10 protein-coding genes are annotated in these 14226 nt (G+C 41.9%); 4 read left to right on the forward strand and 6 right to left on the reverse strand.

Going from position 1 to position 14226, the window contains the following annotated elements; all coding sequences use genetic code 11:
• On the forward strand, window positions 1–384 hold a 384-nt coding region (locus UC75_RS19585; protein ID WP_228137000.1), incomplete at its 5' end, for an MFS transporter.
• Window positions 385–404: 20 nt separating this feature from the next.
• Here UC75_RS19585 and UC75_RS01035 read toward each other — a convergent pair.
• Window positions 405–854 (reverse strand): PaaI family thioesterase, encoded by a 450-nt coding sequence (locus UC75_RS01035; protein WP_128825101.1) that lies wholly within the window; start codon window positions 852–854, stop codon window positions 405–407.
• A gap of 305 nt (window positions 855–1159) precedes the next feature.
• Here UC75_RS01035 and UC75_RS01040 point away from each other — a divergent pair, with 305 nt between their 5' ends.
• Together UC75_RS01040 and UC75_RS01045 are read left to right on the forward strand one after the other, a co-directional pair.
• The gene (locus UC75_RS01040) at window positions 1160–2962 is read left to right on the forward strand and encodes an acyl-CoA dehydrogenase C-terminal domain-containing protein (RefSeq protein WP_049836404.1); all 1803 of its coding nucleotides are present in this window, start codon (window positions 1160–1162) and stop codon (window positions 2960–2962) included.
• Window positions 2963–3158: 196 nt separating this feature from the next.
• Window positions 3159–3962 carry a thioesterase family protein gene (locus UC75_RS01045; RefSeq protein WP_049836405.1) on the forward strand — a complete coding sequence of 268 codons (804 nt, stop codon included), beginning with the start codon at window positions 3159–3161 and terminating at the stop codon, window positions 3960–3962.
• A 60-nt stretch (window positions 3963–4022) separates the two neighbouring features.
• Here UC75_RS01045 and UC75_RS01050 read toward each other — a convergent pair whose 3' ends face one another.
• Entirely contained in the window at window positions 4023–7505 is a 3483-nt protein-coding gene (locus UC75_RS01050; protein ID WP_049836406.1) for an indolepyruvate ferredoxin oxidoreductase family protein, read from the reverse strand.
• A 203-nt stretch (window positions 7506–7708) separates the two neighbouring features.
• On the opposite strand from UC75_RS01050, the gene UC75_RS01055 reads away from it, so the two are divergent.
• The gene (locus UC75_RS01055) at window positions 7709–8650 is read left to right on the forward strand and encodes a LysR family transcriptional regulator (RefSeq protein WP_005304208.1); all 942 of its coding nucleotides are present in this window, start codon (window positions 7709–7711) and stop codon (window positions 8648–8650) included.
• Window positions 8651–8899: 249 nt separating this feature from the next.
• Here the strand turns inward: UC75_RS01055 and UC75_RS01060 are convergent, their stop codons facing one another.
• The 4 genes from UC75_RS01060 to UC75_RS01075 are packed head-to-tail and all read right to left on the reverse strand — an operon-like array spanning window position 8900 to window position 14216.
• The gene (locus UC75_RS01060) at window positions 8900–9802 is read right to left on the reverse strand and encodes a hydroxymethylglutaryl-CoA lyase (protein WP_049836407.1); all 903 of its coding nucleotides are present in this window, start codon (window positions 9800–9802) and stop codon (window positions 8900–8902) included.
• A complete protein-coding gene (locus tag UC75_RS01065) occupies window positions 9799–11790 on the reverse strand; it encodes an acetyl/propionyl/methylcrotonyl-CoA carboxylase subunit alpha (protein ID WP_049836408.1) in 1992 nt (663 codons plus the stop codon). Before UC75_RS01065 ends, UC75_RS01060 begins: the two co-directional genes overlap by 4 nt.
• An 11-nt stretch (window positions 11791–11801) precedes the next feature.
• Window positions 11802–12605: an enoyl-CoA hydratase/isomerase family protein gene (locus UC75_RS01070; protein ID WP_049836409.1), complete on the reverse strand. Its 804-nt coding sequence runs from the start codon at window positions 12603–12605 to the stop codon at window positions 11802–11804.
• Between the two features lie 9 nt (window positions 12606–12614).
• Window positions 12615–14216, reverse strand: a complete 1602-nt coding sequence (locus UC75_RS01075) for a carboxyl transferase domain-containing protein (RefSeq protein WP_049836410.1) — start codon at window positions 14214–14216, stop codon at window positions 12615–12617.
• Window positions 14217–14226 lie beyond the last annotated feature (10 nt).

A 14226-nucleotide genomic window follows, 5' to 3' on the forward strand; every position in this document is an offset into this window, starting at 1 on the left:
GGGCTTGAGAATAAAATTGCAGTGATTTGCATGGGCCTATTAATAAGTGCATGGATACCACTATTTTTTGCGCAGCAGTCTCTGGTGGCCTACGCTGTAGGGGTTGTTATGGCGTATTTTGGTTTATCGGCATTTCATGTACTTAACCAAAATCTGGTCTACCGAATTTCGGCCGAGGCACGTTCTCGTATTAATTCAATTTATATGACCTTATATTTTGGTGGAGCCGCCTTAGGTTCTTTTATTGCGGTGTATGCTTGGAAACACTGGGGATGGGAAGCATGTGCCGCTTTAGGTTTAGCGATGGCAATATTAAGTTTTATAATTGATCGCTTAGATTTTTATGAAATGAACAAAATTGCAAAGCAAGAAAAAGCTCCATAAACAGGAGCTTCAATATTTTATTATTTGCGAATAATCATTAAGGTTGCCGAGGCAAAGGCATATATTTTGCCGTTCTCATCTACAATTTTTCCTTCGGTACTAATAATATTACGGCCCGCATTAATTAATTCGGCTGTCGCATAGTAAGATGTATCAACCTGCATGGGGCGGATCATTTTTACATTTAAATCAATGGTTCCATAACCAGCACCATGTTCAAGTAGGGTATGAGCTGCGCTGCCTGTTGCTGTATCTAAAGCTGTGGCGCAAAAGCCGCCGTGTACACCGCCTTGTATATTTCTATGTTCTTTGCGAGGAGTAACTTTATAAGTTGCTTTACCTTTAGATACTTCAACAAGTTCCATCGGTATGGTGTGAGCCATAGGTGATGGGGAAACTTCACCATTTTTTAAAGCGGTTAGAAACTCAAGACCTGTGTATTTGGGGCTTTCCATGAATCGTCCTTGGATAATTAAGCAATCTAATCACCATACTATAAATTGATTTTTTACGGAATAAAATTTTGCAATACAAAATATAAATTTATTATGATTAAGCAATGTTAATTACTTTTAATACTATATTTTTATTTTAAAACATTTGTTTATGTTTTATTTCTATTTGTGAGTTACGATAATTTTATTAAATTAGTGAAAATATATTTTGCTATAAGAAATTTTTTGATATTTTGGTGAGATTGGAACAATAAAAGTCCATTTTAAGGAAAAACGATATCTGCTCATGACACAGGCAGAGAAGTGAAAGGAAAAAAACTATGCCTTTATACAAAGCTCCATTACGCGATATGCAATTTGTACTGCATGAAATGCTTCAAACAGAACAGAACTACCAAGGTTTAAGCAAATATCAGGAAAGCGTAAATCGAGAATTAATTGATCAATACTTAGAGGCAGCAGCAGATTTTTGTGAAAATGAATTGGCGCCTATAAATCAAAATGGCGATCAGGAAGGCTGTCATTTAAATCAAGGCGTAGTCACAACTCCGAAAGGTTTTAAAGAAGCCTACCAAAAATATGCTGAGCTTGGGTTTACCTCTTTAACTGCTGACCCCGAATATGGCGGACAAGGCTTACCGACCTTATTGCGGATTGCGGTTTCTGAAATGTTATGTGGTTCTAATTGGGCTTGGGCAATGTATCCGGGCTTGTCTCATGGGGCAATGAGAACCATTGAGCATCATGGCACTGAGCAACAAAAACAGAAGTTTTTGGCTAAGCTCATTAGTGGTGTCTGGACGGGAACCATGTGTTTAACCGAATCTCATGCGGGTTCAGACCTTGGGTTAATTAGAACAAAAGCAGAGCCAAATCCAGACGGTAGTTACTCAATTACGGGTGAAAAGATTTTTATCTCGGCAGGTGAGCATGATCTTTCTGAAAATATTATTCATATTGTTTTAGCCCGTTTGCCTCAGGCACCCGCAGGGACTAAAGGGATTTCTTTATTTATTGTGCCTAAATTTAATGTGAGTGACGACGGTCAGGTGCTGGACCGTAATAAAGTCGTTTGTAGCGCGATTGAACATAAAATGGGGATTCATGGTAATGCCACTTGTGTACTTAATTTTGATGGTGCTCAAGGCTATTTGATTGGACCTGAAAATCGCGGGCTCAATTGTATGTTTACCTTCATGAATACCGCACGTATTGGAACGGCAGTACAAGGGCTTGCTGCTTCAGAAATTTCATTTCAAGGCGCATTAAGTTATGCCAAAGAGCGACTCGCCATGCGATCGTTATCAGGTCCTAAATATCCTGCGAAAAATGCTGATCCAATTATTGTGCATCCCGCTGTGCGATCAATGTTAATGACGCAAAAAGCTTTTGCTGAAGGTGGCCGTGCACTGGCTTATTTTTTAGCTCAGCATGTCGATATTGTCGAAAGCTCAAACGATCAGGAACAGCAAAAACACTCCGATGAATTACTGGCTTTTTTAACGCCAATTGCCAAAGCTTTTTTAACAGAATCAGGTAATGAGTCTGCCAAGCATGGCGTTCAAGTATTTGGTGGCCACGGCTTCATTGTTGAGCATGGTATGGAGCAAATTGTACGTGATGCGCGTATTTCAACATTGTATGAGGGAACGACCGAAATCCAGTCTTTAGATCTACTTGCACGTAAAGTTCTAAAGTCAGAAGGCAAACTTCTAAAGAATATGACAGATTTAATTGATCAATTTATTGGTCAACAACAATCTAGTGAAACCCTGAAACCTTATCTAGAAAAATTAGCTGAGCTTAAGCAACAATGGTTGTCACTGACCAAAACGATTGCAGAGAAAGCGAAGCATAATCCTGAAGAAATAGGGGCAGCTTCAGTGGATTATCTTTATTTTTCCAGTTACGTCGTGTTCGCTTATTTGTGGGCTCGAATGGCACAAGTTGCCCATGAAAAATTAGAATCAGGTACACAAGAACAAGCTTTTTATAAAGCAAAATTAATTACAGCTAAGTTTTTCTATCAAAAACTTTTACATCGTACACAGAGCCATGCTGCTTCTATTGAGTCTGGCGCTGAATCTGTGATGGAACTTGACCAAGATGCTTTTGCATTTTAGTGACTAATAGCTTTTAGGATCACTAGGTGAAATTGAAATGCGGAATTTTATCTAGTGATTAAATTTGTAATTTTAGACTCATCAGTTTTTGGTAGGAAAAACCAGTTGAGCCAAATAAATAGAGGGTTAACATAAGCAGTAAAACGTGAATTTTCATCAAATATAGATGTTGGATAAGGACTACGGAAAGAAAATCATGAATGCTTATTATCAATTACTGAATAGAACAATAGGTCCTCAAGGTGAAGTTATTGCCCATTATTGCTCAACTGTTCATGCACAAGGGGCTTGGAATCCTCATGAACAGCACATGGCGCCTGCAAGTGGCGTAATCGCAGCTGAGTTAGAGCAGTTTTCACCACGACAAGATATGCGAATTGGTCGAATTAGTTTTGATATTTTTGGATTGATTGCATTTGGTGAATTTACGATTAGGACACATGTGATTCGTGCCGGTAAAACCATTGAATTGATTGAAGCCGAAATGCAAGCACAAGGTAAAACCTGCATTGTGGCTAGAGCATGGCGCATGTGTACTCAAGATAGTTCCGATATTGCTGGGCTTGAAGATCACCCAGTTCATCACCCAGATACCTTTACCGAATGGACAGGTATGAAAAGATGGCCGGGTGGTTTTATCCAGACACTCGTGACTAAAACTGATGATCAGCATCGCGCAGGTAAAGGCATTGTTTGGCTCAATAATGATAAAGAAATGGTTGAAGGGCAGCCGACGACAGATTTTGCCCATTTGATTGGCATGATAGATACCGCAAACGGAATTGTACCCAGACAAGAAGGTGAATTTACGTGGGGCTTTCCAAATCTTGATTTACAAGTTCACATGCACCGTTATCCGAAAGGTAAATGGTTAGGTTTGGAAACTGTTCAGCAATATGGTTCGGATGGCATTGGTTTAACCAGTGCAGTTTTACATGATGTGTATGGTCCATTTGGTCGAAGTGAACAGATTTTAACTTTACGTAAAATGGCTAAATAAATTTTAAGCCAATAAAAAAGTCATCCCTAAGGATGACTTTTTTATTTTGAGATTTAATTTTTAGTTACGGACTTTTAGCAGAGTTGGTGTAAGTTCATCCCAACGCTGTTTTGCAGCATCCATTGCTTTCATTTTGATATGCCCATAACCACGAACTTCTGCTGGTAATTTTGCAATTTGTTCAGCAACTGCCAAGTTATGATTGTCTGGTACTTCAACAAGTGCTTCAACAAATGCGATGTAACGGTCACGCCATGCTTGTTCGTGTTGACGTTCTTCTTGACGTGCAAATGGGTCAAGGAAAGTTTCACGAAGCCATTGTAAGCGCGCAAGCATCATCATTGGGAAGCGCATCCAGTAACCAAACGCACGTTTACGAACATTTTTCAGGCCACCCAGCAACGCTGGAGGAGCAAGATGATATGTTAAACGTAAGCCTTTACCGAACTGGGTTTCAATCGATTCTTTGAAGCTCTTACCTGTTAAAAGACGTGCAACTTCATATTCATCTTTATAAGCCATAACTCTGTATAGCTGAGTTGCAATTGTACCTGTTAATTCTTCAGGTAGTTTTTTAGCAGCCAGCTCTACAAGTGTGCGGTATTTAGCTGCATAAGCGTCATTCCAATAGTCTGTTAGACGAGCAGAACGGTCTTCAACAAGTTCAGCTAAAGTTTGCGGAGTTTTGGTTTTTGGCATTGCTGCAACTAAACGAGCAGCTAACGTTGGGTCACTTGCAAGATGACAACCCACACGGAAAGCTTCTAGGTTCTTTTCAACAGCAGTACCATTTAAGCGAATTGCTTTTTCAATACTTTCACGTAATAGCGGAATGCGACCAGACTGCCATGCCATACCGAGTAATAACTGGTTGGTATAAATTGAATCACCTAAGAGTTGTGTTGCAATACGAGCTGCTGGCAAAGAAACCAGTTGACCTTGACGAACACGACCACGGAGGCGATCAATTAAATCGCTAATAGGTGCATACCAGTCACGAGATTTAATAAACTCAGAAGTAGGAGTACTGTCTTCATTCACAATAACCAAAGCATCATCTTTTAAGCGAGAGAGAGCAGCACTACCACCAGCAACTACCGCATCTGCACCGATGAGTAATTCACATTGGCCCGCTGGAATTTTGGTAGAAGAAATTTGCTCATCAGTTGCTGCAAGTTGAACGTATGAATAAACCGTACCGCCTTTTTGCGCAAGTCCAGCCATATCCATAACACGTGTTGCTTTACCTTCGAGGTGAGCCGCCATACCAAGCAGTGCGCCAATAGTCACAACACCTGTACCGCCAATACCACCGACCATAATACGACTTGGAACATCATATAACTGAGGAATAACGGGTGATGTCGGCCAGCCTGCACCAATACCTTCAAATTTAGCTGGACGTTTCATATCACGTGTATGAACAGTCACGAAACTAGGGCAGAATCCTTCGGCACAAGTGAAGTCTTTATTACAACTACTTTGGTTAATTTGACGTTTAGTCCCTAAAGCAGTCTCTACAGGTTCAATAGATAAGCAGTTTGATTTTTTCGAACAGTCGCCACAGCCTTCACAAATATCACTATTAATGTATAAACGCTCAGCTGGGTCAGGGTAGGCATCACGTTTACGGCGACGGCGTTTTTCACTGGCACAGGTTTGTACATAAATTAAAGCGGTTACACCTGTAACTTCACGAAGCTCGCGTTGAACTGCGTCGAGCTCATTACGGTGGCGAATTTCTACACCCGGTGCAATACCGTCTTCTTCATTTAATAGTTTAACTTCATCAGTCACAATAACTTGTTTTTTAATACCTTCGGCAGCAAGCTGACGAGTTAACTGTGCAACGCTCAAATGACCATCTACATGCTGACCGCCTGTCATAGCGACTGCATCGTTGTAGAGGATTTTATAGGTAATATTAGTTTTTGCAGCGATAGACTGACGGATTGCTAAGTAACCTGAGTGGAAATAGGTTCCATCACCAAGGTTAGCAAAAATGTGTTTTTCATTGGTAAATGGTGATGCACCTACCCAACTTACACCTTCACCGCCCATTTGCGAGAATGTTTCGGTACCACGGTCAAGTGAAACGGCAATATAGTGACAACCAATACCACCAAGTGCACGGCTACCTTCAGGGACGACTGTTGAAGAGTTATGTGGGCAACCACTACAGAAATACGGTTTACGTTCAGCAAGATCAATAACACGTTTTGATTCTTGCTCTGCTTTTAGCAGTAAATCGATTCTGCTTTGGATTTGTGTTTTTAAGCTTTCTGGAATATCGAGTTTTAAGAAACGAGCAGCCAGCATTTTTGCAATAGGTTCAGGCTGGTACTCATAGTGACCAATAAGCGGTGCTTCTTCAATAGAGGTACTCCATTCACCTTTGCCATCAGTTGCTTTACCAATCACATGTGGACGTTTGCCATCAGGCAGTGAGTACAGCTCATCTTTAATTTGTGTTTCAATAATTGGACGTTTTTCTTCAATAACGATCAGTTCTTGTAAACCTTCGGCAAACTCACGAACACCTTGTGGTTCTAAAGGCCAAATCAGACCAACTTGATAAACACGTAGCCCAAGCTGTTGGGCAGTTTCATCTTCAATACCTAAAATGCGTAAAGCTTCAATGGTATCTAAATAACCTTTACCACTTGCGGCAATACCAATACGGGCATTTTCACAAGGCCATGTAACGGTGTTGATTTTATTCGCGCGGGCATAAGCCAAAACAGCAGGTAAGCGATATTTATAAAGACGTTCTTCTTGCTGAATGCCATGATCTGGCCAGCGAATATTGACGCCGCCCTCTGGGAAGTTAACATCTTCTGGTATAACCGGAGTAACACGGTCTAGGTCGACATGAACTGAAGCAGAAGTTTCAACAATTTCACTGACGAGCTTCATTGAAGACCAAAGGCCAGAAAAACGTGAAACTGCAATGGCGTGAACACCAAAGTCTAAAATTTGTTGAACGGATGTTGGGTAGAAAATTGGAATACCGCAACCAATCATGACATGTTCAGACTGGTGAGGGATTGTAGAAGATTTACATGAGTGGTCATCACCAAATAAAGCAACGACACCACCACGTTCAGAGGTACCAGCTAAGTTAGCATGGCGGAGTACATCGCCTGAACGGTCAACACCCGGGCCTTTACCATACCACCATGAAGACACTCCATCATATTTGCCTTGGCCTGAAAGGTTAACTTGTTGCGTACCCCAAATTGCGGTAGCAGCTAAGTCTTCGTTTACGCCAGGTTGAAATACAACATTATGGGATTTAAGTAATCCTTGAACTTGCCAAAGGAAACTATCATAGTTACCAACAGGAGAACCGCGATAACCAGAAATAAAACCAGCAGTATGATAACCATTCATCGCGTCACGGCGAGTTTGGGCAAGAGGCAACCGAACAAGTGCCTGAATGCCGGTCATATATGCTGTACCGTTATCACTTACATATTTATCTTCAAGTGACACATCCTTTGTTGCAATAATATTTGGAGTGACTTTTGTAGCTATATTCATTTATATCTCCTTAGAATTTTTAGTAGCTCGGACTACTTTCTTTTTCAACATCCAGTTGAATATTTGGAGCAAGTGACATACGAAATAAAAAAAGATCGGTTCCTCTTCTTAAAAAGAATTAGTGCCAATGTATGTACATTTAGTCATTGTGGTTGAACTAAACTGGTGCAACAATCCGTAATTTAGGAAAACATATTTACGTTATGCGCAAAAATCTCGATGGTGGACTATTGCATGCAATGCATGCATTCCTGAAAGTGATTGATAGCGGGAGTTTCACAGCAGCAGCTGAGCAGATGGATCTGACCACAGCACAGGTTTCACGTCTTATCAGCGAGCTAGAAACACGCTTAGGTACAAAACTCATACAACGCTCAACGCGCCAGCAGGCACTGACCGATATTGGTGCGACTTATGCAGAGCGCTGTCGCCAAGTCATTTCAATGGTGGATGAAGCAGAATCAGAAGTAACAGGAACGGCATCTAAACCCAAAGGACGTTTACGTGTGTTAAGCATGGGAAGCTTTGGACATCATTATGTTTTTCCAGTGATGGCCGAATTTTGTAAGCATTATCCCGAATTAACTGTGGAATATACGACATCACAATATGTTCCAGACTTGTTGGCAAAAGGAGTGGATGTCAGTCTGTATCTAACTGAATCATTAACAGATTCTCGGTTTGTTGCACGCAGAATTGGGACCATTTTTTCTGTTTTATGTGCATCACCTGCTTACCTCGAAAAACATGGTGTGCCGAAGTCCCCTGAAGACTTAAAAAACCATGCCTGTTTACGCCTAGTAAACCCGTCTATTACACCAGATTGGCACTTATTAAATGCAAAGGGTGAGTCTTACCAAATTGATACTGGCGGGCAACTCATTGCAGATAACCCTGAGTTATTGTTAGATGTGGTGCAACAAGATATGGGTGTAGCATTATTACCGATGTTTTCGGCTTTAGATGCAGTTCAGAATGGAAGATTATGTCATATCTTGCCAGAGTGGCGTTCGCCCGATATAGGGGTTTATACCTTATTGCCCTCACGTCATTTCATTGATGCCAAAACACGTGCATGGCTAGACTGGGTCGAAGAATATATTTCGCCAAGAATTGAAATGGATGCATCTTATTTTTATAAATAATGAAATAATTATTTAAGGACTAGGCTAGAAAAGGATGAAGAATAATACGGATTAGAATAAAAATAGGGTAGAGAATGCTTCTGTTGAGAGAGGCATTTAATACAGAGATAAATAATAGATTTTAAATAAATTGCATGAGAGATTTAGGCCCAATTTCTAGATGAAATGAGATAAAGATGAGATAGGATGATCTGGTACTCGGCCTAATATTAAGCTTCATACCAGATGCTGAGCTATTTTAATTTATGATTAGGCACACTTGGTTTGCCAATAAGCATTTGCATAATTCGACAAGCTTTTTCGATTTAATACATTGCTAATATTTTGGCTGGCTTGCATGAGTTTCTCTAAATCAATGCCAGTTTCAAACCCCATGTGTGACAGCAAATAAAATAGATCTTCGGTCGATACATTACCTGAGGCACCTTTGGCATAAGGGCAACCGCCAAGTCCTGCAAGAGACGAGTCAAAAACACGAATACCTTGCTGTAAAGACTGATAAATATTGGCAATCGCCATGCCGTAGGTATTGTGAAAATGCCCAGCCAAAACCTTGCTATCGAGTTCAGCGAGGCAAGCTTGCCAAACCTTTTGAACGCGATCTGGTGTTGCGGTACCAATAGTTTCACCTAAAGACACCTCACAGCAGCCCATGTCATAGAGCCGTTTCACAACTTTCACCACTTGTTCAGGAGCAATTGCGCCTTCATAGGGACAATCGACAATACAAGAGACATAACCACGCACTCGGATGTCATGTGCTTTTGCCGCGCTCATAACATCACTAAATTTTTCAAAGCTTTCATCAATAGAACAGTTAATATTTTTACGGGTAAAGCTTTCAGAAGCTGCAGTAAACACTGCAACTTCTTTGCACCCTACCGCTTGAGCTGTCTCAAAACCTTTGATATTGGGCGTGAGCAGGCTAAATTGCACATCGGTTGTTTGGGGTAACAGCTTAAATAGCTCGTCACTTTGAGCCATTTGCGGCACCCATTTTGCCGAAACGCATGAACCGACTTCAATCGATTTTAGACCTGCATCAATCAGGTCATTAATAAAGTTTAAACGCTGTTCGACGGTTAAGGCCTGCTTTTCGTTTTGGAGGCCGTCTCTGGGACCGACCTCCACGATTTTGACAAACTCACTCATGCAACTTCCTCCTGAGCAGGCTGAAATTCCACAAGCTCGTCGCCAGCTTTGACCTGATCACCGACTTGGAAATAGGAGTCTACAATCAAGCCGTCTTTAGGCGCACGGATGGTGTATTCCATTTTCATGGCTTCAAGCGTCATTAAAATATCGTCTTTCTTCACGCTATGATTTGCACTCACCAGTACTTGCGTAACCACACCCGGCATTGGTGCTTTTAGGTGGCCTTCATCGGCTTGGCTATCTGCTTGATTAAAGTCTTGGCGAATATAAGCAAACTTATAGCTTTGTCCATTTTGGAACAAGGTAATGCCTTGCTGACTTTGGTTAAAAGACAGCTTTTGCTTAGATCCACCAATTTGAATGGATGCCGTATGCGCATCAATCAATTGGCCAGAAATCGGGTAGCTTTGACCGTTATATTCTGCGGTGAAGCCATGTTCATTTGAGGCAAACTTGATTTGGATATTTTGGTTTAAATAGTTCAGTTTAATACTGTGCTGATAGGCAATATTTAAACGCCAAAGTGGTTGAGCCTGCCAAAGCTGTTTTTGGCTTGAGCTGTTGTTATTAAGTTTACTTAGAAACTCAATAAATGCCGCTGCCACCACAAGTTCTGGTTTGATCTCTTCAGGGCTAAACAAGAAGTTTTGTTCACGTTGAATCAGGTTAGTATCAAGCTTGGCTTGTTTAAACGATTCGCTACGAACAATTTTTTCAAGGAAAGCAATGTTGTTGCCTAAACCATCGACATGGAATTGGCTTAAAGCGTGTTGCATTTGAATGAGCGCAGCTTCACGGTTTTTACCCCATACAATGAGTTTGGCAATCATTGGGTCGTAATAGGTCGTGATTTCATCGCCTTCAACAATACCGCTGTCTACACGTACATATTGGTTTTGAGTTGGGTAATGCAAATAGTCAATTTTACCAATGGCAGGTAAAAAGCCTTTTTCAGGTTCTTCTGCGTAGATCCGCGCTTCGAGCGCATGTCCGTGAATCTGCAATTCGTTTTGTAGTTTAGGTAAAGGTTCACCATAAGCCACACGAAGTTGCCACTCGACCAAGTCTTCACCTGTAATCATTTCAGTCACTGGGTGCTCGACTTGTAGACGGGTATTCATTTCCATGAAATACGCCGTACCGTCTTGTTCCACAATAAACTCAACCGTACCAGCACCAACATAATTTACTGCACGTGCTGCATCAATAGCAGCTTGGCGCATTGCATCGAGCTTTTCGCTTGGCATTTGTGGAGCAGGGGCTTCTTCTAGCACTTTTTGGTGACGGCGTTGTACGGAACAATCACGTTCAAACAAATGCACATAGTTGCCATGTGTATCGCCAAACACTTGAACTTCAATATGGCGAGGTTGAATCACATAACGCTCAATTAAGACGTCATCATTACCAAAGCTCGATTTGGCTTCACGTTTACAAGAAGCTAAGGCATGCAGAAAGTCTTCACTGCGTTCAACCAGACTCATGCCTTTACCGCCGCCGCCCGCACTGGCTTTAATTAAAACAGGATAACCAATTTGGTCTGCTTGCTGTTTTAAAAAGTCGGCATCTTGGTTGGTTCCGTGATAACCCGGTGTTAAAGGAACGCCTGCTTTTTCCATTAAAGCTTTAGAGGTTGCTTTTAAGCCCATCGCTAAAATGGCATCCACTGGCGGTCCAATAAAGCAAATATTGTGTTGTTGGCAAGCGAGTGCAAATTGGTCATTTTCAGAAAGGAAGCCGTAGCCTGGGTGAACCGCTTGGCTACCTGTATCAATCGCTGCTTGAATAATACGGTCGGCTTGTAAATAACTTTGCGTTGCAGGGGATTGACCAATATAAACCGCTTCATCTGCAAGTTTGACATGTTGTGCATTTGCATCTGCATCTGAGTAAACGGCAACCGTCGCAATCCCTAATTTTTTAGCTGTACGAATTACACGGCAGGCAATTTCGCCACGGTTCGCAATTAAAATCTTTTCAAACATGATGATCGTCCTTAATTGTTGTTATTCGAGTTAGAAACCCAAGCAGGCTGTTGTTTATTTAAAAAGGCACTCAGACCTTCTTTTGCCTCGCTGCCTTGACGAACTTGAGCAATATGATGTGCTGTCTGTTGCAGCAAGTCATTGCTCATGGTCTGGTTGCTCACCATTTGAATGAGTTGTTTTGATGCCGCTTGAGCATGCGGGCCACCGAGTAATAGAGCATCAACAATTTCTTGAACTTTTTTATCTAAGTCTTCAGCATCTGCAACTTCATGTGCCAAGCCAATGTGTTTGGCTTCACGTGCTGAAATTCGCTCAGCAGTTAAGAAGTAACGAGAGGCTTGTCTTGCGCCAATTGCACGAATTACATAGGGACTAATGGTAGATGGAGCAAGTCCTAAACGAACCTCAGAAGTTGCAAACTTGGCATCAGTGCTAGCAATACAAATATCACATGCTGACGCTAAACCCATACCGCCACCAAAGGCAATGCCATGTACACGGGCAATGGTCGGTTGTTTAATGGTTGCAAGCGCATCTAACATTTGTGCAAGTTTTAATGCATCTGCTTCATTTTCTGCTGAAGATGCCTGACCCGCCTGTTTCATCCAGTTGAGATCGGCACCTGCCGAAAAGCTTTTGCCGCGACCAGCCAGAACCACAACACGAATGTCATCACGTGTATTAATTTGCTTAAAGCAAGCATGCAATTCTTCAATGACTGTCGTATTAAAAGCATTGTGCAATTCAGGACGGTTTAGCCAAACATAGGCAACCTGACCTTGTTGTTCGAGTTGTAAAAATTGATAGCTCATATACACCTCTTACATGCGGAACACGCCAAATTTGGTTGGCTGGATTGGAGCATTCATAGCAGCAGCAAGGCTTAAACCAAGTACTTGGCGAGTTTGCGCTGGGTCGATTACACCGTCATCCCAAAGGCGGGCAGAAGCATAGTAAGGATGACCTTGTCGCTCGTATTGCTCTCGAATGGGTTGTTTAAACTCGTCTTCTTGTTGAGCTGACCACTCTGCACCTTTTTGCTCAATCTGATCACGTTTTAAAGTTGACAGCACGCTTGCTGCTTGTTCGCCGCCCATCACAGAAATACGAGAGTTCGGCCAAGTCCATAAAAAGCGTGGTGAATAAGCACGGCCACACATACCGTAGTTACCTGCACCAAACGAACCACCAATAATCAAAGTGAGTTTTGGTACATTTGCGGTTGCAACTGCCATCACCAATTTAGCGCCGTTTTTTGCAATCCCTTCATTTTCATACTGGCGACCAACCATAAAGCCCGTAATGTTTTGTAGGAATAACAATGGAATATTGCGCTGTGTGCATAGCTCAATAAAGTGCGCACCTTTTTGTGCAGACTCAGAAAATAAAATTCCGTTATTGGCAATAATCCCGACTGGCATACCGTAAAGTGAAGCGAAACCAGTAATCAGTGTTGAACCAAAACGTGCTTTAAACTCATCAAAACGAGAGCCATCTACAATACGGGCAATCACTTCACGTACATCGAAAGGTTTACGTGCATCGCTTGGTACCACGCCATAGAGTTCTGAAGCATCAAACAATGGTTCATCAACTTGTTTATTTAAGTCGTTTGGCTTTTTATTTAAGTTAGCAACAATGTTTCGTGCAATCGCAATCGCATGTTCATCATTTTCAGCTAAATGGTCAGCTACACCTGAAAGACGTGTGTGTACATCGCCACCACCTAAGTCTTCACTGCTCACTACTTCGCCAGTTGCAGCTTTTACAAGAGGAGGGCCACCTAAGAAAATCGTACCTTGGTTACGGACAATAATGGTTTCATCAGACATGGCAGGTACATACGCACCACCTGCGGTACAACTACCCATCACCACAGCAATTTGGGCAATACCAAGGCTCGACATCCGTGCCTGATTATAGAAAATACGCCCGAAGTGATCGCGGTCTGGAAAAACCTCATCTTGCATTGGTAAATAGGCACCGCCTGAGTCCACCAAATAAATACAAGGCAAGTGATTTTGTTCAGCAATTTCTTGTGCACGTAGATGCTTTTTAACTGTAAGTGGGTAGTACGTTCCACCTTTAACCGTTGCATCGTTGGCAACGATCATACAAGTGATGCCGTTGACTTGACCAATACCCGCAATCACACCCGCGGCAGGAACATCATCTTCATAAACGTTGTACGCTGCCAACTGACCAACTTCTAAAAATGCCGTGCCGACATCAATGAGTTGATCAATACGTTCACGGGGTAAAAGTTTACCTCGAGCCAAATGTTTTTGACGGGCATTTTCACCACCGCCTAAAGCAATACGCTGGGCAACTTGTTTTAGATCTGTGACCAATGTTTGCATGGCTTGCTGGTTTGTTTTGAAGTCTTCACTTCGAACATTAATCTTGCTTTGTAATTGGTTCATAAGATGCGTC

It is taken from the genome of Acinetobacter sp. V2 (genome assembly GCF_001188385.1).
Taxonomy (GTDB): domain Bacteria; phylum Pseudomonadota; class Gammaproteobacteria; order Pseudomonadales; family Moraxellaceae; genus Acinetobacter; species Acinetobacter oleivorans.

Excerpts from the sequence above, each read along its gene's own strand:
- UC75_RS01040 (WP_049836404.1), top strand. The coding sequence starts at position 1,160 with ATGCCTTTATACAAAGCTCCATTACGCGATATGCAATTTGTACTGCAT.
- UC75_RS01045 (WP_049836405.1), top strand. The coding sequence starts at position 3,159 with ATGAATGCTTATTATCAATTACTGAATAGAACAATAGGTCCTCAAGGT.
- UC75_RS01050 (WP_049836406.1), bottom strand. The coding sequence starts at position 7,505 with ATGAATATAGCTACAAAAGTCACTCCAAATATTATTGCAACAAAGGAT.
- UC75_RS01055 (WP_005304208.1), top strand. The coding sequence starts at position 7,709 with ATGCGCAAAAATCTCGATGGTGGACTATTGCATGCAATGCATGCATTC.
- UC75_RS01060 (WP_049836407.1), bottom strand. The coding sequence starts at position 9,802 with ATGAGTGAGTTTGTCAAAATCGTGGAGGTCGGTCCCAGAGACGGCCTC.
- UC75_RS01065 (WP_049836408.1), bottom strand. The coding sequence starts at position 11,790 with ATGTTTGAAAAGATTTTAATTGCGAACCGTGGCGAAATTGCCTGCCGT.
- UC75_RS01070 (WP_049836409.1), bottom strand. The coding sequence starts at position 12,605 with ATGAGCTATCAATTTTTACAACTCGAACAACAAGGTCAGGTTGCCTAT.
- UC75_RS01075 (WP_049836410.1), bottom strand. The coding sequence starts at position 14,216 with ATGAACCAATTACAAAGCAAGATTAATGTTCGAAGTGAAGACTTCAAA.